Consider the following 19,362-nt stretch of genomic DNA (forward strand, 5'->3'; position numbering starts at 1 on the left):
TAAAAAATTGGAGTACAAACTATTAAATTTTCGGTATACTACAAGTAGCAATTATATTAGGAGGAAGCTTATGCAATTTTCATTTAGAAATTACGCTTTCCCTTTGATTTTACTTAGTTGTATCATCATTGGTTCAGTCATCGGTCTTGTTTCTGAAAGCGTTGGAGTTGCCCTTAAACCAATAGGGGATTTATTTTTAAATTTATTATTCGTAGTAGTTGTACCGCTTGTGTTTTTCTCTGTAGCTTCAAGTTTTGCAAATGGCGGAGGAGAAAAATTCGGTAAGATTATTCGAAATATGTCAGGGGTATTTTTATTTACAGGTATTATTGCAGCAATCATAATGCTTGTTGTTATGAAAGTTTATCCACCTGCACATGGAGTTCATATCCCAATTGTTAAGCCAGATGCAACTGATAAAGTATCAGTAGCGGAGCAAATTGTAAATACATTTACTGTTAATGATTTCTCTGGTTTGTTTACAAGAAGCAATATGTTGGCAATCATTGTATTTGCTGTATTAGTTGGATTAGCAACGAATAAAGCTGGCGATAAAGCAGACATTGTTAAAAAATTATTATCAAGTGGTAATGTAGTGATCATGAATATGGTTAACTATATAATGTATCTTGCACCGGTTGGACTTGGAGCTTATTTTGCTTATCTTGTTCCAACATACGGTAAGGAATTAATAGGTTCATATGAGCGAGTTTTTGTTTTATATTATGTAACTGCTATTCTATTTTATTTTATCGTTTATAGTATTATTGCTTATATGGCCGGTGGTAGATATGGGTTTGGAATTTATTGGAAAAATGTATTACCTTCAACGTTAACATCTTTAGGAACTTGTAGTAGTGCAGCAACTATTCCAACAAATTTTGAATCAGCTGAAAAAATGGGCGTATCTAAAAATATTAGAGAGACTGTTATTCCATTAGCTAGTGCACTACACAAAGATGGATCGGTTATGGGTGGTGTCGTAAAAATTGCCTTTGCCTTTGGTGTATTTGGAATGAATTTCTCTGGTTTGAATATTTATCTTGTAACAATCGGTATTGCATTACTAGTTGGTATGGTAATGGGAGCAATTCCGAATGGTGGAATGATCGGGGAAATGTTAATTCTTTCTCTGTTTGGTTTACCAGTAGAATCTTTACCAATTCTTGCAGCAATTAGTACGTTAATTGATCCGCCTGCAACAATGTTAAATGCAACAGGTGATTTATCTGTGAGCATGTTAGTTGAGAGATTGACTAACGGGAAAAAGTCTGCATAAAAACGAAGACTGGGAATCTCCCAGTCTTTTATTTTTGTAAGAGTATTATTACTTGTCTTCTCATTTTTTAAGTTTCAGTCATAATACCTCCATTTACATGAAGTACTTGGCCTGTTACAAAAGAAGAGTCATCAGAAGCAAGATATATATAGGTTGGGGCAAGTTCGAATGGTTGACCGGCACGTTTCATAGCGGTTTCTAAACCAAATGTTTTCACATACTCTGCTGAGTAGCTTGAAACGATTAGCGGAGTCCAGATTGGTCCAGGGGCAACTGCATTTACACGGATTCCTTTTTTAGCTAATTGAAGTGATAAAGAGCGAGTAAACGAAACAATTGCGCCTTTTGTAGACGAATAATCGATGAGTAATGGAGCACCGGCATAAGCTGTAACAGAGGCTGTAGAAATGATTGAACTACCTTCTTTTAAATAGGGTAAAGCAGCTTTCGTTAAGTAAAACATTGGAAAAATATTCGTTTGATAAGTAAGTCCTATTTGCTCACTAGAAACATTTTCGATACTTTCCTGAGGAAATTGAACTCCTTGATTCATAATAAGAATGTCTAATCTTCCGTATGATTCAATGGTTTTCTTTATGACATCATTGCAAAAATCAGGACTTCTAAGATCGCCTTCGATTAATAAACAATTTTTTCCATACTGTTCGACCATTTTTTTCGTTGCTTTTGCATCCTCTTTTTCGTATAAGTAAGCAATGACTAAGTTAGCTCCTTCTTTTGCGAACCCAATTGCTACCGCACGACCAATTCCACTGTCACCACCAGTAATAATGGCCACTTTTCCTGTTAATTTTCCGCTCCCCTTATATTCGGGATTATCTGATATTGGCATAGGATTCATTAAATATTCCAAACCAGGCTGCATATCTTGATGTTGTGCTGGAAAAGTATTTGGAACTTGTTCACATTTTTCTTCGTAACTATAATAAGGATATTTTGGAATCAAGTAAAACCCCCCTATACTTTATTTAGTCAAAGCAAGATATTCGCCTAAGACAATATTTGTGCAAGTCAGAATCATATCAATTGATACAAAAAAGAACACATAGCGTAGTATGTGTTCTCTTTATCTAAAAATTATTTTAAATTTTCAGGGTTTAATCCTTTTAATTCTTCGATTACGAAAAGACCATCTTTACGGATTAAAACATCATCGAAATAGATTTCTCCTCCACCGTATTCAGGACGTTGGATACAAACCATATCCCAGTGGATATTTGAGTTGTTACCGTTGTAAGCTTCATCATATGCTTGACCTGGTGTAAAGTGGAAGCTTCCATCGATTTTTTCATCGAATAAGATGTCTCCCATTGGGTGTAAGATGTATGGATTTACACCAATTGCGAATTCACCGATAAAGCGTGCACCTTCATCTGTATCAAAGATTTTGTTGATACGCTCAGTGTCGTTAGCAGTTGCTTCAACAATTTTACCTTCTTTGAATTTAAGTTGAACATTTTCAAAAGTAAATCCATTGTTAGGAGATGGCGTGTTATAAGAAAGTGTACCATTTACTGAATTACGAACAGGTGCCGTAAATACTTCACCATCAGGAATATTCATTTCACCAGCACATTTAATAGCTGGGATATCTTTAATTGAGAATGTAAGATCAGTTCCAGGACCTTTAATTTGGACCTTATCCGTACGGTTCATTAATTCAACAAGAGCATCCATTGCTTTGTCCATTTTACCGTAATCTAAATTACATACATTAAAATAGAAATCTTCAAATGCTTCAGTGCTCATTTTTGCTGATTGAGCCATTGAATCAGTTGGGTAACGTAGTACAACCCATTTTGTTTTTGGAACACGAATTGCTCTATGTACTTTTTGGCCTACAGTTTTACCATGGATTTTAGTTTTTTCGTCAGGCACATCAGAAAGTTCATTAATATTAACACCTGAACGTAAACCGATATATGCATCCATATCTTTCATTACATTTGCTTCGTATTCTGCTACTTTATTAAAGTGTTCTTCAGTAGCACCCATTAATAATGCGCGATCTACTTTATGATCCTTGATTGATACGAAAGGAAAACCACCAGCAGCATATGCTTCTTTAACTAAAGCTGTAACTAATTCTGTTTCTAGCTTAAAGTTTTCAATTAAGATTTTTTCTCCTGGTTGTAATTTTACTGAGTAATTGATTAAGTTTTTAGCTAATTTTGAAATGCGTGGATCTTTCATTGAAAATTCCCTCCAATAATTATAACTATATACCTATTGTAAACTATTTAGTCGGTTTTGTTTACTAAAGTATTCTTTTTTTACTAAAGAATTTGAAAACTTGTTATACGACTAGTTTAGTGTTTGGTAAAATTTGTAGTATAATACGAAATAAGTGATTAAATTTGTGGAAGGCTATGAAGGAAAGGGGTTTTTTCGAATGGATTTAATTTCTATTAGTGCATTAATCGCAGCAGTTGCATTTGTGATTTTAGTTGTATTTATTAGTCGTACTTTATTCCGACTAGAGAGGGTATTTAGAGGTGTAGAGTCTACTATTGCTGAAACACAAAAAGATTTACATAATGTTTGTGTTGAAGCCGTTCAATTAGTACATACTTCGAATCATTTAGCAAATGAGGCTAAAATTTTTGTGAATAATTCGAATGAACTTACGAAAGATATGCGTGAACGAGCAAAATCCCTTGATGTATTAGCTAGATCAGTCGAAGAAGTCGGAGTTACAATCTCAGAAATGAATGAAAAAGTACGAGATACTGCTAATAATGTATCAAATACTGTAAAAGTTAGTACTGAAAAAATGTCCCAATTGGCAAATTGGGGAAATACAGCAATGGATTTATGGGAAAAGTACAAAACGAAGCGTGAGGGAAAAAAGAGAAATGGTAAATCGAATATCAACGATTCAACAGTTTGATGAACTAATTAACAACGAAGAGAAATTTGTGTTTTTAAAGCATAGTACAACATGCCCAATTAGTCATGCAGCTTATACTGAATTTTTAGCATTTGCATCTGCATATGAGAATGTACCATTGTATTTTTTACAAGTTCAAGATGACAGAGAATTATCTAACTATATTGCTGAGAAGACGGCAATTAAACATGAATCTCCTCAATTATTTATTTTTGAAAATGGAGAAGCAATTTATAATACTTCTCATTTTTCAATTAAGAAAGATTCAATTGAAAATGCTTTACTAAAAAAATAAAAAAACTGCACCTTAAATCGTAACTTAAGGTGCAGTTTTTTATTCTACGTCAAATCCAGCAGCTTTCCACGCAGCAGTACCACCATCGATATATGCAACATCAGTGAATCCCATTTTTTTAAGTAAATATGCTCCTAAAGATGCTTGGCCACCTGCACCACATGTTACAAGAACAGGGCGATTTCGATCTGCTAATTTAGGCTCGCGTAAATGTTCTGGTAATTCTAAATCAGCACGGATTGGTAGCATTCCAAGTGAGATATTCAGACTGCTTGGTATTAATCCGCATGCACCTGCATCAGCTGAGTCTTGTACATCAATTACTAATGTTTCAGGATTAGAATTAATTTTTTCACGAGCATCTACTGAACTTATACCTTGTACATTTTCGCGTGCTTCCGCAACCATTTGTTTAAATGTAATTGCCATTTTTACTCCTCCAGTATAATGAAATTGGAAATTCCTAAATTTGGAAATCTCATCTATACAATACACCGAAAGTCTTATGCAATTCAAATTGATGGAGCCGATCATAGAATTTATAGGAAAAAAGTAATGAGAATTGAAAAATAAAACAAGGGAAATTAAGTTACGTGCAGAAATTAATTATAGTTAAATTATTTTTACATACTGAAATTGAGCGTTGAAAGAAGGAGTAAATATGCCAGAAACATATAAATTTAAAACATCAGATCAGCATTTGCATGCATCTTTTAGTAACGTATATGAACCAATTCAAGTCATTCGTTCTGGTGATTCGATTGAATTTGATACGATTGATATCGGGTGGGGGTATACGCATCAAAATGGAGAAAGAGTAAGATTCGAGTCAAGGGAGAAGGAAAAAGAATGGGGTCATCCTATGATTGGTCCAATTTTTGTAGAGGGTGCTAAACCAGGGATGACACTTGAAATTAAAATAAACGATTTAAAAGCTGGTTGGTACGGCTGGAATTGTGCAGGTGGTAAAAAGAATTGGCAAAATAACGCATTAGGTATTTCAGAAGAACTAGAAGTGACATTAGATTGGCTAATCAATGAAAAAAACAATACAGCGAAGACTAAAATCAGAGATAAGGAAGTTTCGGTACCATTAGTACCATTTTTAGGGGTCCTAGGTACTGCGCCTTCTGAATCAGGTGTTCATTCAACTATACCACCGAGATATTGTGGGGGAAATATCGACTGTAAGGAGTTGGTTGAAGGTAGTACATTGTATTTACCTATAGCTGTTGAAGGAGCACTTTTTTCTGCAGGTGATGGACACGCTGCACAAGGAGATGGGGAAGTATCTGGTCAAGCGATTGAATCTCCATTTGATAAAGTGAATCTTACTCTTACAGTAATAGAGGACATGCAGATTAATATGCCACGAGCTAACACACCAGTAGGGTGGCTTACTTTTGGTTTTGATGAAGATTTAAATCTAGCAACTAAAACAGCATTAAATGGTATGGTCGAGTTAATTCAAGAGCTATATTCTATTGAAAAAACAGAAGCGGTTGCTTTAGCTAGTGTTTGTGTTGATTTGAGAATAACTCAAATTGTTAACCATGTTAAGGGTGTCCATGCTGTATTGCCTCATAATATTAATATCACTTCAAATTTATAAAAATGAATAGATTTGAAAATTGGAGGTTAATTAAATGCCTTTTTGTACTTTAAATAGTGTTGACATAAACTATGAAATAATTGGAGAAGGAAAACCAATCATTATGATTCATGGGTTTACCCCAGACTCTAGGTTAATGCAAGGTTGCATGGAACCAATTTTTAATAAGAAAAAAGGTTATAAAAGGATTTACTTTGACCTTCCAGGTATGGGTAAAACAAAGGGTGGAACAAACATTAATACGACAGATGATATGCTGAATATTGTCTTAGAATTTATTGATACGATCATACCAGGTCAATCATTTTTATTAGCCGGAGAATCTTACGGGGGATATTTAGCAAGAGGAATAATTGCTAATAGACCTGAAAAAATCAAAGGTGCTGCATTTATTTGCCCAATGATTATTCCAAAATTCGAGAAAAGGTCGTTACCAAGCCATACCGTAATAGTAGAAGATAAAACTTTTTTAAATCAATTAAATGAAATTGAAGAAACTGATTTTCGTTCAAACAATGTAATTTTAGATAAGAAAACTTGGGTTCGCTATAAAGATGAAATTGCAAGTGGATGTTCAATCGCCGATCAAGAATTTTTATCTAAAATTAGGAATAACTACGGATTTTCATTTGAAATAGATAAAATTAAGTTTAATCAACCTAGCTTGTTTTTATTAGGATTACAAGACTCGGTCGTAGGATTTAAAGACGCATTTAATATTCTTGAAAATTTTCCAAGAGCAACTTTTGCAATTTTAGATAAAGCTGGTCATAATCTTCAAATAGAACAAGAGAATCTATTCAACTCGTTGATCAAAGAATGGTTAGACAGAGTATTAGATGTAGAAGAAGGACGTACTATTACTTAAGATGATCTTTTAATGGTTTTAAATGTTAATATGTTTGAGCAATTTTATAATTCTAACAAACACTAGTAATAATGTTTTTTTTAAGTTAAAAATATTATGAGCTAATTTTAGAAAAAAGTACAATTGATTAGTTTATAAATTAAATGTTCGATATTAATTAACAAGATTGTTTTTCAACAGCGTGAAAAGAAGAGTTACTTTGCTAACTCTTCTTTTTATTTGGTCTCGCAACTATCCCCCACGAGAATACAAAATATTCACTAAAAAAACATTTTTTTAAAATAATGCTCATGTTTTGATTAGCTTTCAATAAAGTGTCATAATAACAAATGAGATATTGGTATTTGCAAGGAGGATTTAAATTGACTAAAAATGATTTAGAACAACTTAGAATTGAAATAGACGAGATTAATCATCAAATATTTGAGTTATTAAATAAAAGAGGCGAAATCGCTAAGAAAATTGGAGTAGCAAAAATTGATCAAGGCGTTAAACGTTATGACCCAGTTAGGGAACGTAAGATGCTAGATCATATTGCCGAAATTAATGAAGGTCCTTTTAGTACGGCTACCCTCCAACATATTTTTAAAGAAATTTTTAAAAGTAGCTTAGAGCTTCAAGAAGAAGACGATAAAAAAGTTCTCCTTGTTTCAAGAAAAAGAAAATCAGAAAACACAATCGTAAATGTAAATGGTGTTAATATTGGTGATGGAAGCCCAATTATTATTGCAGGTCCATGTGCAGTAGAGAGCTATGAACAAGTTGATTCTGTAGCGAAAGTGTTAAAGGAAAAAGGAATTAAAATTATGCGTGGCGGTGCATTTAAACCACGTACTTCGCCTTATGACTTCCAAGGACTAGGTGAAGAGGGCTTAAAGATTTTAAAAGAGGTTGGCCAAAACCATGGGTTGGCAATTATTAGTGAAATAGTAAGCCCAGAACATATTGAAATGGCATTAGATTATGTTGATATCATTCAAATCGGCGCTAGAAATATGCAGAACTTTGAACTACTAAAAGCAGCAGGTTCTGTAAATAAACCAATTTTATTAAAAAGAGGTTTATCAGCGACAATCGAAGAATTCATTTATGCAGCTGAATACATTATGTCAGAAGGCAATCAAGAAATCATTTTATGTGAACGTGGCATAAGAACTTATGAAAAAGCTACGAGAAATACACTAGATATAACAGCTGTTCCAATTTTAAAACAAGAGACACATTTACCAGTTTTAGTTGATGTTACACATTCAACAGGTAGAAGAGACTTACTAATACCTGCAGCAAAAGCGGGACTAGCAATTGGAGCTGATGGTATTATGGCAGAGGTTCATCCTGATCCTGCTACTGCTTTAAGTGACTCATCTCAGCAAATGAATTTTGACCAATTTGACCAATTTATGTCTGAAGTTAATTCTTTCATAAATCGATAATCAACATAAAAGCGCTGGCTGAACAAAATCAGTCGGCGCTTTTTGAATAATTTGTGAACGTTTGTTTTAAATTAGCAATATATAGTGATAAACTACGAATAATTTACATTTTTTTCTAATAGGTGTATTGAACGAATATTCGTTTCACTATAAGATAGAATGAAGCACTATTTTTGTGGAATATTACGTTTTATGACTATTTTAACTAAATAAAAAACAAACTACATAATAGATAGAATAAGATAGAGGAGTGATGAAAATGACGGTAACGATTTATGATGTAGCACGTGAGGCAAACGTTTCCATGGCTACAGTTTCACGAGTAGTTAATGGTAATCCAAATGTTAAACCTACTACACGAAAAAAAGTAAACGAAGCAATCAGCCGTTTAGGATATAGACCAAATGCAGTAGCAAGAGGACTAGCAAGTAAAAAAACAACTACAGTTGGGGTAATTATTCCAGACATTTCAAATACTTTTTATGCAGAACTAGCACGTGGTATTGAAGATATTGCAACAATGTATAAATACAATATTATCTTAAGTAACTCGGATGAGAATATTGAGAAAGAAATTACATTAATAAATAATATGTTAGCAAAACAAGTTGACGGAATTTTATTTATTGGTGGAACCATTACAGATATTCATCAAGAAGAGTACGAAAAGGCTGGCGTTCCAATCGTATTAGCGACTACATATGATGAAGCTAATAAGATCCCTTCAGTAAATATCGACTATGCTCAGGCAGCATTTGATGCAGTAGATTATTTAATTAAAAAAGGTCACCAAAAGGTAGCATTCGTAAACGGTCCTACTGAAACGAATATTATTGGTTTAAGTAAGTTAGAAGGATATAAACGTGCTTTACAAGAAAATGGAATCGAGTTTGATGAAGAGTTAATAACTTATGGTGATAATACGTATGAATCAGGCAGTGAAGCTTTTGAAGCTTTCCATGAGCGTAATATTATTCCGAGCGCGATTTTCGTAGCATCTGATGAAATGGCGATTGGCGTAATCCACAGTGCCCAAGACCACGGAATATTAGTACCGAATAACCTTGAGGTTATTGGTTTTGATAATACAAGACTGGCATTAATGGTGCGTCCAAAATTATCATCGGTTGCTCAACCAATGTATGATATTGGTGCAGTTGCAATGAGATTATTAACGAAGTATATGAATAAAGAGACAGTGGAAGATCATACAGTCATTCTTCCGCATCATCTTCAAATTCGACAATCAACAAAATAATGTTAAAAGGAAGCAAAGAACTGAATTGTTCGAATGCTTCTTTTTTTTTGTTAAAATCCAACTGTCAAGTACAATTTTTGAAAAATACAATTCCCCCAAGTTTGAACCCCTATTCATTAACTAGATATGAAATTAAAATTTAGAAATAAATTAAATTTCAGCAAATATTACAAATTCCTCCTTTGTAGCTTAAAAAGCGACAAAATTTTTAATGAAAATTGATAAAATGGTAAGCTAGTGACTTAACTTTTGTCTGGAATTTTCCCCCAATTTACTGCGGATCGGAGCCCAAGTACAATATGAATAAGTATAAAGCTACTCGGTTCTAAAAAACTAGTATATTTAATTACATTTCAATACCATTCTATTAATTCTCATAGTATTAGCCCCAATCAGTCTATTAATCATCTTCCTAATTAAGCTCATTTGAATCGTTTACAAATAAAAAACGTATAGTTATAAACTTGATGCTTTTCTATTTGAGGTATCGAGTTTAAATTATAAATGAATAAACAAGAGGAGAGGAATTAATGAAGGAATTTAAAAGGAAATCTTTAAAAGTACTCGCAACTGCATCCATGTTATCAATGTTTTTCTCGACATTTACTGCTTTTGCCGAAAGTCCTGAAAACAACTCGGTACAATCAAAAAATATAGAAGAAATCGTAAAGCAAGGAAGAGAGATTCTCTTAGAACGACAAAAGCTCCTATCTGCCAATGTAAAAGACGCAAAAGACCAATTCGGTTATAAAGATTTAAAAGAAAAAGGGTTAGCCAATGAGTATAAGCCAAATGATCAAGTACGTGTAATTGTTGAAGTTGAAGAACCATCTACCTTAGAAAAATCACCTAAAAGTAAACGAGAACGTTATAAACAAAAACAAGACCAAGTAATAGCGGAAATTCCAAGTAATAAAAATTCAAAATCTAAATCTTCTATGAAAGTTAAGCATCGCTTTTATGAAGGATTTAACGGCTTCAGTCTAGAAACAGAGTTTCAAAATATAAAAGAAATTCAATCAATCCCTGGCGTAACGAATGTACATATTGCAAGAACATACCAACCTTCAATGGGTGCAAGCAAAGAATTGGTACAAGCACAAAAAGTATGGAATCAATATGGGTATGAAGGTGAAGGTTTACTTGTTGCAATTATTGACTCGGGTATAGATTACACTCATAAAGATATGACGTTGACTGAAAAAGGGAAGCAAAGAGAGAAGTGGACTAAAGACGGTATAAAAGCGAAATTTGCTGAAACATCGGTAAACGAAGTTTGGTATAGCGATAAAGTTCCGACAGGATATGATTGGGCAGATGATGATACAGATGTAATACCTGGAGAATATGGAAGCTCACATGGTACACACGTAGCTGGTACAGTTGGAGCAAATGGTGATGAATCAAAAGACGGTGTTGAAGGAATTGCACCTGGAGTTCAATTATTAGCTGAAAAAGTATTTTCTGATAATAGTAGTGGTGCAACTGAGGATGATATTATTGCTGGAATTGAACATGCAGTTACAATGGGCGCGGATGTCATTAACATGAGTTTAGGTACTGACTCAGGTTATGTAGGAGAGGAAAACGACCCGATACAAAAAGCAATTCGTCAAGCAACTGAGCAAGGTTCACTTGTTATCGTTGCAAGCGGTAATGCATCATACAGTAGTAAAAATAATTTATTACAATCATCTCTAAAACCATATGCAGAGAATCCTGATATTGGTGTAGTTGGTGAACCATCTGTAAGCCCTTATGCTATCTCAGTAGCATCTTATGAAAATTCGAAAGTTCATTTAAATACAATGGCAGAAACAAATGGAATTCAGTTACCTTTTCAAGATCAAACTCAATATCCATCTTATTACAACATAAAATTATCTAAAGCTTTATCATATGGTCAAGATTATGAAATGGTTTATGTTGGTGGGGGGTTAGAAGCTTCTGATTTTAATAAAGACTTAACTGGTAAGATTGCAGTCGTAAAGCTTCAGGATATATATAGCTTTTATTCTAATTTCCAATTTGATGCTGAGCGTAAAGGTGCAAAAGCACTAGTTATTATACCACCAGACAATAATATGATGGAAGATTACTCATACGAAAGGTTTAGTCCATATTCAATTCCAGTAGCAACAACTGGAAAAGTTGTTGGAGATGCTTTAATTAATAAACTGACAAGTGGTCAAGTTGTAAAAATGCATTTATCAAATGGGATATATATTGATAATCCTACTAAAAATACGATGTCAGATTTTTCATCAATTGGTGCACCGCATACGTTGGATTTCAAGCCTGAACTATCTGCACCTGGAGGTAGTATCTATTCTACTGTTCCAGGAAACGATTATGAAGTTATGAGTGGAACATCAATGGCAACTCCTCATGTAGCTGGTGGTTCAGCATTATTATTACAATCTCTATATGAAAAAGGATTACCACATTCGAAAGAAACAGCTTTAAAAGCAAAAATTGCATTAATGAATACAGCAAAAATACTTCAAGATCCACGTAAGAACAATGAAGTACCTTACTCTCCACGCGTTCAAGGATCAGGTTTAATGCAAATTCAAAATGCGATTAAAACTCCTGTACTTGTAACTAGCAAAAATATGCCTTTAGAGAAAGCAGGGGCTGTTGCTTTAAAAGAGATAAAAAATGACAGAGTGGTTTTCAACTTGAATGCAGAATCACTTCAAAAGCTTAAACCGAAGGAAGAACTGGAATATTCCGTTTATGTAGATGTTTTAACTGATGAAACAGAAATGAAAGAGTTTGACTTAGATAATGATGGAACATTGGATTCGAAAGAATATTTAACTTTATCAAGTAAGCGCTTAGAGGGTGTTAACTCATATGTTAACGGTGAAAAAGTAACTTCTGTACAAGGAACGACGTTAAAGATTAAATCAGGGCAGGAAAAAAATCTAAATGTTGAGATTCGATTGCCTAGGGGATTAAAGAATGGTGCATTTATAGAAGGGTTTGTTCGATTAGTTCCTAATGGAAATGGCAGTGATTCTGCAGTTCCATTAACAGTTCCATATATGGGATTTAATGGAGAGTGGGATCAAGCAAAAAATATCGATCCAGCAGCATTGGATAAAGATGCATTTTTAGGATATACGGCACTTTGGGATGATGTATCCTCATTACCTATGGGATACGATCCTTATACAGGTAGATTTGATATAAACCATATAGCTGTGTCACCGAATTTCTATGGTCATGGTGCTTATTCTACATTCACTGCATTACGTAATTTACAAAAAACAGAAATGTTCGTACAAAACCAAAAAGGAAAAACCATTCAGTATCTAGGTGATTTTAGTGAATATACAGGTAAACCGTGGAAGTTTAGAAAAAATATTATGGCTTATGGAGATTATATGTTCGGTGGATATCTATGGGACATGACAGATCAAAATGGCAATATTGTACCTGATGGAGATTATGAGTATGTTATTAAAACAACATTAGATTATAAAAATGCCAAACCACAAGAAGTAAAGCTACCTATTAAAGTGGATTCAGTAGCCCCGACAATATCTGATATTCAAGTAAAATCAAAAGATGGAAAATATGAAATTTCCTACAAAGCAGAAGATACAAAAAATGGAAGTGGATTTAAAATCGGACTTATTTGGTGTAATGGCCAGTTTATGGATACCGTAGAACTTGGAAAAACATCATTAATTGTCGATGAGGAACCGAAAAGTGTAGTAGTGATGGGTGTTGACTATGCTTATAATCAAGGTTATACAGTGTGGGGAGATCCGTCGTATATTAATCAAGATATGGTTATCTCATTTTTCTGGGTAGATCCAGTCTCTGATGTAAATAAAGATAATCCAGCATATATTATTAGTTATGCATCTAATCGAGTAGACTGGAAAATTAATGTTAAAAATAGTAAAGGTGAAATCGTTGATTCCTTTGAAGTGAAAAATGAACATTCACTACGAACTCAATGGGCACCTAAGGCTGACCTTCCAAACGGAACATATTATATTTCGGCCGATATAGTCACAAAAAGTGGCCTAAAAGTAACAACGAGACCAGAGGAAATTACAGTTCGACAATGAGAGTTTAATTTGATTGATAGATAAGTAGAGTAATAATAAAAATGACAGGGTCTTCAATTGAAGATCCTGTCATTTTTTCGTCTTGCACATTTTATTATATAAAAGGCTTCTTTTGCTGAATGTGCAATGGCTCAAGTGCACGGTATAAGACTTGTTCATTGTATTCCTCTATTTCCTTTTTCCTTGGAATTGGCTTAACAATTGATGGATTGTCTGTCCACGTTGTAGGTAACTTAACATTAGCAATTTTCTGCCATTTTTCTAGCCAGCTATCCGGTATTAGGTTTGAGGTTGGTTGTTGATTTGTCATAGCTAGCCATACTTGTGACCAAGCTCTTGGTACTACTCTCCAGTAATCGTATCCTCCTCCAGCAACAGCAATCCATTTTCCATCGCAATATTTATGAGCGATTTCATGTGCGATTTTTGGGATTTCCTCGAATGTCTTCATTGTCGTACAAAGATGAGTTAATGGATCGAAACAATGCGAATCGGAGCCATTTTGGGTGAGAATTACATCTGGTTTAAAGTATTCAGCTATATCGGTTATTGCTTTTTTATAGCTTAATAGAAATGATTCGTCCTCGGTGAATGCATCAATTGGAATGTTAAATGAGTATCCGAAACCTTTACCTTGTCCTCTTTCGGTTAACGCACCTGTACCAGGAAATAGATATCTACCAGTTTCATGGATTGAGAGTGTGCAAACAGTCGGGTCATCATAAAATGCCCACTGAACTCCGTCTCCATGGTGTGCGTCCGTATCTACATATAACACCTTTAAACCGTATTTTTGTTGAATATATTTTATGGCGATTGCACAGTCATTATAAACACAAAAACCAGAGGCTTTTCGTTTAAAACCGTGATGTAGCCCACCACCTAAATTAAAAGCATGATTGGATTTTCCTTCTAGAACGGCATCTACTGCTGTTAATGTGCCTCCAACAATTAAAGAACTGGCCTCGTGCATATTTTTAAAAATGGGTGTGTCTTCAGTTCCAAGCCCAAATTGTTCAGCGATATTTGCACTAACTGGTTCGCGGCTTGCTTTTTTAACTTGTTCGATAAATTGTAAATCATGAAAAAGGAGCAGCTCGTCATCAGTTGCTAATCTTGGTGGAATAATATCAGCATCATTTAATAGATTACTAGATTTTAATAGTTCATAAACTAATTGAGAGCGAATCGGATTAAATGGATGTTTTTCGTTGAACTGATAGGCATGGTATTCTTCGCTATATACTAAGTATGCATCCTTTTTCATCATGATTCACTCGCTTCATTTGGCCAAAGAATTTTATATCCTTCAGTTTTTAATGTTTGAATGATCGTAAGTGGATTCATCGTTTGAATTCTAAATACAAGAACCTTATGATCCACTTCTTTTGCAGGGTAAACAAGGACACTTACAATATTAATGTGTTCTTTTGAAAATACGTTAACAACGTCACTTAAAATACCTGGATGATCATGGACTAAGATTTCTATTTGGGAGCTAGGTTGATATGCTCCTGTTAAAGTTACTAGAGTGTGCAAAACATCAATTTCGGTCACAATTCCTATTAATTTTTTGCTAGATACGACAGGTAAACAGCCTATTTTATATTGATAGAAATAAGTTGCTACTTCTTCAACAAAGTCAATTGGACTGCAAGTTATAACATTAGTAGTCATAATTTTTTCAACAGGAACCTCAAGTACAGATGAAAATGCTTGTGGAAATAATGTTGAAGGTAGGGCATCCCGTACATCTCGATCAGAAATGATTCCAACCACTTGATTATCTTCATTAATGATTGTAATATGACGAACATCACCTGTTCGAAAAATTGTTACTGCTTCACCAATAGTATTTTCTTTTTTTAAAGTAATGTTTGAACTGCGCATAATATCTTGAATAAGCATTATTTTGAATCCTACCTTTCGAGATTAAAGTTCAATTAGTACATATATCTTTGTAAAAAGCGTAGTGCGTCAAATGCTTGAATTTCTTCAGTTGTAACTCGTTTTCCCATTCTTACCATTAAACAGTTTGCTGGATGGGAACAGATTTCAGGATCATCAGTTGCAAATTGGATGAGTCCACCGGCATTCATCATTTTTTCCATCATTTTTCGATATTCCCATACATTTAAACCAGTACCTTTTAAATCCCAATGCCAATAATACTCTGTTGTGATAATGATATAGTCTTCCATTGCATCATCTAGCATTGAGAGAATTAACATGTTCTTGGCAACTGAAAATCCTCTGAATTCAGGTATTACTTCAATTGCTCCAAGCTCGATTAAATTTTCTAGAGTTGTTTTTGACCATCTTTCAAGTGGGTCTGGATATAAATAAGTTACATAACCAACTATTGTTTGATCAAGTCTAGCAATAATAATTCTAGCTTCAGGTAGACTAGCAATTTCAACAATTGCTTTATGTTGTTGTGCTGGTTGTCTAAAAGATGTTAAATTTTCATGAAAATGATATGTTTCAAGTAAGGCAGATTCGACTGGTCCCTCTATAATTAATTCACCATGCACAGTTTGAATTGTTTTTGAAAAATATTTTTTTGGGTGATCCAATATTTCTCACTCCCTTTAGAAAACACCTTTTTAATAATCATACTAAAAAATGCAGGAAAGACATACAGGAAAAAAAACAGTAGGTGTCTAATACATATAAATGGTTAATTTATTAAAAATACTGAAAATTAAATCTTATCATTGTATAATGATAGTAGAGAATATCAAGGAGGGATTTATATGAAGGTGGAAGCGCTTCCTGTAAAAAATGGACAATTTAATTTAAAAAACTATGAGGAAACTTATAAAAATTTTAAGTGGGAAGATGTAGAAAAAGAGTTTTCTTGGTATACAACACAAAAGTATAATGTGGCTTTTGAAGCTATCGATCGTCATGCAAATTCTGATCGAAAAGATAAAGTTGCATTGTATTACAAAGATGATAAGCGAAATGAAAAATATACGTTTGAAGAAATGAAAATTAATTCAAATAAGGCTGCAAATGTTTTAAAACAATTCGGTGACGTTGAAAAAGGTGATCGAGTATTTATTTTCATGCCCCGTCAACCAGAATTGTATTTTGCGCTTTTAGGAGCTTTAAAATTAGGTGCTATTGTTGGACCTTTATTCGAAGCATTTATGGAAGGCGCTGTTAAGGATCGTTTAGAGGATAGTGAGGCAAAGGTATTAGTCACAACGCCAGCATTATTATCACGTGTTCCAGTTAATGATCTACCTGCGTTAAAAACAATCTTCCTTATAGGTGATGACGTTGAGGAAGGCGGTAAATTTGTAGATTTTAAAGCTCGCTATAAAGAGGCGAAAACAGATTTTGAGATTACATGGTTAAATCGTCATGATGGTTTAATTTTACATTATACTTCGGGTTCAACTGGAAAACCAAAAGGTGTTCTTCACGTTCAACAAGCGATGATCCAACACTATCAAACTGGTAAATGGGTGACTGATTTACAAAAAGATGATGTATATTGGTGCACAGCGGATCCAGGTTGGGTAACTGGAACTTCTTACGGTATTTTTGGACCTTGGTTAAATGGTGCTTCTAACGTGATATTAGGAGGTCGTTTCAGTCCAGATGCTTGGTATGAAACAATTCAAGAATTCGGTGTAACGGTTTGGTATAGTGCTCCGACAGCATTCCGTATGCTTATGGGTTCAGGGGAAGACATTATTAAGAAATATGATTTAAGTTCACTTCGACATATTTTAAGTGTTGGAGAGCCTTTAAATCCAGAGGTAGTTCGTTGGGGAGCAAAAGTATTTAATTTACGAATCCATGATAATTGGTGGATGACCGAAACTGGAGCTTCATTAATTTGTAACTATCCATGTATGCCAATTCGCCCAGGTTCAATGGGTAAACCATTCCCTGGAATCGAGGCAGCTATTGTTGATAATAACGGTAATGAAGTTGCTCCATATACGATGGGAAATCTAGCGATTAAAAAGGGTTGGCCGTCGATGATGAACACAATTTGGAATAACGAAGCAAAATTCCAATCATATTTCTTAAATGATGAGTGGTATGTTTCAGGTGATTCAGCTTATATGGATGAGGATGGGTATTTCTGGTTCCAAGGTCGAGTAGATGATGTTATTATGACTTCTGGGGAGAGAGTAGGTCCATTTGAAGTAGAAAGTAAGCTTGTCGAGCATCCTGCGATTGCAGAAGCTGGTGTAATTGGTATACCAGATCCTGTAAGAGGTGAGATTATTAAAGCATTTGTTGCACTAAGAGATGGTTATGCTGCTTCAGATGAACTGAAGGAAGAAATCCGTAACTTTGTAAAACTAGGACTAGCAGCTCATGCAGCACCTAGACAAATCGAGTTCCGTGATAAATTACCAAAAACTCGAAGCGGAAAAATTATGCGAAGAGTATTAAAAGCATGGGAGTTAGACCTTCCAACTGGTGATTTATCAACGATGGAAGATTAATAAAAAAAGAAAACCATTGGAAAAAAATCCAATGGTTTTCAGACTGTTGACAAACGCTCGCTTTCTTCGTTGCTTCGCCTGTCTGCGGTGCTCATTACCGTCTAGGGTAACTCCGCTCCTCACCAGGCTTCGCGCCTCGAAAGACAAGCGCTTGCAATCAGTCTGAAACTCAAGTTTGTAGGACTCTGTTTATATAATGAAAACCATTGGAAAAAAATCCAATGGTTTTTTTGTTGTTTTAAAATTTTCGATCGGAGCCGCCACCGCCGGAGCTTCCTCCGCCACCGCCCCTTGGGCCACCGCCACCGGATGAGTTTAATATTGCAGGTAATAAATTCAAAATGAAATAAGTAAGTATACCATTAAAGAATATCATATCAATGATGATAATCGCGATCACAATCGCAATGATGATGAATACTTTTAAATTGTCCCATAAATTACTTGTTTTAGAATGACCTGTTTGTTCAGAGCCATTTAAAATAACATTATATAGTGATTTATATGTGTTTGTTATCGCAAGGGATTCTTCACCTTTTTTCAAATATGGAATAGCACTCTGGTCCAGAATGTTCCCAGATCTAATATCTGTTACAACTCCTTCTAAACCATATCCTACTTCGATTCTTATTTGTCTGTCTTTTTTAGCATATAACAAAAGAACACCATTATTTTTCTCTTTATTACCTAAACCATATTTTCGAAATGCTGTATTAGCATATTCTTTAATATCATTTCCTTCCAGACTTGGGATCGTTAATACCGCAAGTTGAGCAGAGGTAGTGTCTTCCAATTTTTTCCCTAATTGAATTAGAGTTTGCGTATCTTCTTTGTTGAGAACATTTGCATAATCTTGTACATAAATGTCTCCTACTTGAGAAGGTACTTTAATTTCAGCATTTGCTCCTGTAGCAAATGAAAAAAGAAATCCTATTAGGAATATTGCTGAGAGAAATTTTCTCATTTATTACCATCGCCACTAAAGTCAACCTCAGGTGTAGCTTTATCTTTTTCAGATACTTCAAAGTAATCCTTCTTCTCGAATCCAAAAGGTCCAGCTACTAGTACTCCCGGGAATTTTTTGATTTTTTGGTTGTAAACAGTTACTGCATCATTATAATCTTTACGAGCAATAGCTAGTCG

16 protein-coding genes and 1 pseudogene are annotated in these 19,362 nt (G+C 34.3%); 9 read left to right on the forward strand and 8 right to left on the reverse strand.

Annotated features, from left to right (window positions below; translation table 11 throughout):
• The first annotated feature begins 70 nt into the window (after nucleotides 1-70).
• Nucleotides 71-1,279, forward strand: coding sequence for a dicarboxylate/amino acid:cation symporter (locus EP747_RS17010; protein ID WP_129691294.1), 1,209 nt, complete (start codon nucleotides 71-73; stop codon nucleotides 1,277-1,279).
• A gap of 67 nt (nucleotides 1,280-1,346) precedes the next feature.
• Here EP747_RS17010 and EP747_RS17015 read toward each other — a convergent pair whose 3' ends face one another.
• Nucleotides 1,347-2,246, reverse strand: coding sequence for an SDR family oxidoreductase (locus EP747_RS17015; protein ID WP_129691295.1), 900 nt, complete (start codon nucleotides 2,244-2,246; stop codon nucleotides 1,347-1,349).
• Between the two features lie 131 nt (nucleotides 2,247-2,377).
• A complete protein-coding gene (locus EP747_RS17020) occupies nucleotides 2,378-3,493 on the reverse strand; it encodes an aminopeptidase (RefSeq protein ID WP_025671369.1) in 1,116 nt (371 codons plus the stop codon).
• Nucleotides 3,494-3,692: 199 nt separating this feature from the next.
• Between EP747_RS17020 and EP747_RS17025 the strand changes: the two genes are divergently transcribed.
• Nucleotides 3,693-4,190 (forward strand): DUF948 domain-containing protein, encoded by a 498-nt coding sequence (locus EP747_RS17025; protein ID WP_129691296.1) that lies wholly within the window; start codon nucleotides 3,693-3,695, stop codon nucleotides 4,188-4,190.
• Complete coding sequence (gene ytxJ, locus EP747_RS17030; RefSeq protein WP_129691297.1) at nucleotides 4,156-4,485, forward strand: bacillithiol system redox-active protein YtxJ; 330 nt, start codon at nucleotides 4,156-4,158, stop codon at nucleotides 4,483-4,485. The genes EP747_RS17025 and ytxJ overlap by 35 nt, the downstream gene beginning before the upstream one ends.
• Nucleotides 4,486-4,524: 39 nt before the next feature.
• Here ytxJ and EP747_RS17035 read toward each other — a convergent pair whose 3' ends face one another.
• On the reverse strand, nucleotides 4,525-4,914 hold the full coding sequence (locus EP747_RS17035) for a rhodanese-like domain-containing protein (protein ID WP_129691298.1): 390 nt from the start codon (nucleotides 4,912-4,914) through the stop codon (nucleotides 4,525-4,527).
• Between the two features lie 232 nt (nucleotides 4,915-5,146).
• On the opposite strand from EP747_RS17035, the gene EP747_RS17040 reads away from it, so the two are divergent.
• The 5 genes from EP747_RS17040 (at nucleotide 5,147) to EP747_RS17060 (ending at nucleotide 13,744) form a co-directional block, all read left to right on the forward strand.
• Entirely contained in the window at nucleotides 5,147-6,097 is a 951-nt protein-coding gene (locus tag EP747_RS17040; protein ID WP_129691299.1) for an acetamidase/formamidase family protein, read from the forward strand.
• Nucleotides 6,098-6,131: 34 nt separating this feature from the next.
• The gene (locus tag EP747_RS17045) at nucleotides 6,132-6,965 is read left to right on the forward strand and encodes an alpha/beta fold hydrolase (RefSeq protein WP_129691300.1); all 834 of its coding nucleotides are present in this window, start codon (nucleotides 6,132-6,134) and stop codon (nucleotides 6,963-6,965) included.
• Nucleotides 6,966-7,327: 362 nt separating this feature from the next.
• On the forward strand, nucleotides 7,328-8,398 hold the full coding sequence (locus EP747_RS17050; RefSeq protein WP_129691301.1) for a bifunctional 3-deoxy-7-phosphoheptulonate synthase/chorismate mutase: 1,071 nt from the start codon (nucleotides 7,328-7,330) through the stop codon (nucleotides 8,396-8,398).
• Between the two features lie 259 nt (nucleotides 8,399-8,657).
• A complete protein-coding gene (ccpA, locus tag EP747_RS17055) occupies nucleotides 8,658-9,656 on the forward strand; it encodes a catabolite control protein A (protein WP_129691302.1) in 999 nt (332 codons plus the stop codon).
• Between the two features lie 530 nt (nucleotides 9,657-10,186).
• Nucleotides 10,187-13,744 (forward strand): S8 family serine peptidase, encoded by a 3,558-nt coding sequence (locus EP747_RS17060; RefSeq protein ID WP_129691303.1) that lies wholly within the window; start codon nucleotides 10,187-10,189, stop codon nucleotides 13,742-13,744.
• A 94-nt stretch (nucleotides 13,745-13,838) separates the two neighbouring features.
• Here EP747_RS17060 and EP747_RS17065 read toward each other — a convergent pair whose 3' ends face one another.
• The 3 genes from EP747_RS17065 to EP747_RS17075 are packed head-to-tail and all read right to left on the reverse strand — an operon-like array spanning nucleotide 13,839 to nucleotide 16,320.
• On the reverse strand, nucleotides 13,839-15,011 hold the full coding sequence (locus EP747_RS17065) for an acetoin utilization protein AcuC (RefSeq protein ID WP_129691327.1): 1,173 nt from the start codon (nucleotides 15,009-15,011) through the stop codon (nucleotides 13,839-13,841).
• Nucleotides 15,011-15,652 carry an acetoin utilization AcuB family protein gene (locus tag EP747_RS17070; protein ID WP_129691304.1) on the reverse strand — a complete coding sequence of 214 codons (642 nt, stop codon included), beginning with the start codon at nucleotides 15,650-15,652 and terminating at the stop codon, nucleotides 15,011-15,013. Before EP747_RS17070 ends, EP747_RS17065 begins: the two co-directional genes overlap by 1 nt.
• 35 nt (nucleotides 15,653-15,687) lie before the next feature.
• A complete protein-coding gene (locus EP747_RS17075; RefSeq protein WP_091023612.1) occupies nucleotides 15,688-16,320 on the reverse strand; it encodes a GNAT family N-acetyltransferase in 633 nt (210 codons plus the stop codon).
• Between the two features lie 180 nt (nucleotides 16,321-16,500).
• Between EP747_RS17075 and acsA the strand changes: the two genes are divergently transcribed.
• Nucleotides 16,501-18,219: an acetate--CoA ligase gene (acsA, locus tag EP747_RS17080; RefSeq protein ID WP_129691305.1), complete on the forward strand. Its 1,719-nt coding sequence runs from the start codon at nucleotides 16,501-16,503 to the stop codon at nucleotides 18,217-18,219.
• Nucleotides 18,220-18,457: 238 nt separating this feature from the next.
• On the opposite strand, the gene EP747_RS17085 is transcribed toward acsA, so the two are convergent.
• Nucleotides 18,458-19,183 carry a TPM domain-containing protein gene (locus EP747_RS17085; protein ID WP_129691306.1) on the reverse strand — a complete coding sequence of 242 codons (726 nt, stop codon included), beginning with the start codon at nucleotides 19,181-19,183 and terminating at the stop codon, nucleotides 18,458-18,460.
• Nucleotides 19,180-19,362 (reverse strand): annotated as a pseudogene (locus EP747_RS17090) (LemA family protein); the annotation flags it as partial. The pseudogene EP747_RS17090 and the gene EP747_RS17085, both read right to left, overlap by 4 nt.

The sequence above is a fragment of the Gottfriedia acidiceleris genome, from assembly GCF_004138285.1.
In the GTDB taxonomy this organism is placed as follows: Bacteria; Bacillota; Bacilli; order Bacillales; family Bacillaceae_G; genus Gottfriedia; species Gottfriedia acidiceleris_A.

Excerpts from the sequence above, each read along its gene's own strand:
- EP747_RS17010 (WP_129691294.1), top strand. The coding sequence starts at position 71 with ATGCAATTTTCATTTAGAAATTACGCTTTCCCTTTGATTTTACTTAGT.
- EP747_RS17020 (WP_025671369.1), bottom strand. The coding sequence starts at position 3,493 with ATGAAAGATCCACGCATTTCAAAATTAGCTAAAAACTTAATCAATTAC.
- EP747_RS17025 (WP_129691296.1), top strand. The coding sequence starts at position 3,693 with ATGGATTTAATTTCTATTAGTGCATTAATCGCAGCAGTTGCATTTGTG.
- ytxJ (WP_129691297.1), top strand. The coding sequence starts at position 4,156 with ATGGTAAATCGAATATCAACGATTCAACAGTTTGATGAACTAATTAAC.
- EP747_RS17035 (WP_129691298.1), bottom strand. The coding sequence starts at position 4,914 with ATGGCAATTACATTTAAACAAATGGTTGCGGAAGCACGCGAAAATGTA.
- EP747_RS17040 (WP_129691299.1), top strand. The coding sequence starts at position 5,147 with ATGCCAGAAACATATAAATTTAAAACATCAGATCAGCATTTGCATGCA.
- EP747_RS17045 (WP_129691300.1), top strand. The coding sequence starts at position 6,132 with ATGCCTTTTTGTACTTTAAATAGTGTTGACATAAACTATGAAATAATT.
- ccpA (WP_129691302.1), top strand. The coding sequence starts at position 8,658 with ATGACGGTAACGATTTATGATGTAGCACGTGAGGCAAACGTTTCCATG.
- EP747_RS17060 (WP_129691303.1), top strand. The coding sequence starts at position 10,187 with ATGAAGGAATTTAAAAGGAAATCTTTAAAAGTACTCGCAACTGCATCC.
- EP747_RS17065 (WP_129691327.1), bottom strand. The coding sequence starts at position 15,011 with ATGAAAAAGGATGCATACTTAGTATATAGCGAAGAATACCATGCCTAT.
- EP747_RS17070 (WP_129691304.1), bottom strand. The coding sequence starts at position 15,652 with ATGCTTATTCAAGATATTATGCGCAGTTCAAACATTACTTTAAAAAAA.
- acsA (WP_129691305.1), top strand. The coding sequence starts at position 16,501 with ATGAAGGTGGAAGCGCTTCCTGTAAAAAATGGACAATTTAATTTAAAA.
- EP747_RS17085 (WP_129691306.1), bottom strand. The coding sequence starts at position 19,183 with ATGAGAAAATTTCTCTCAGCAATATTCCTAATAGGATTTCTTTTTTCA.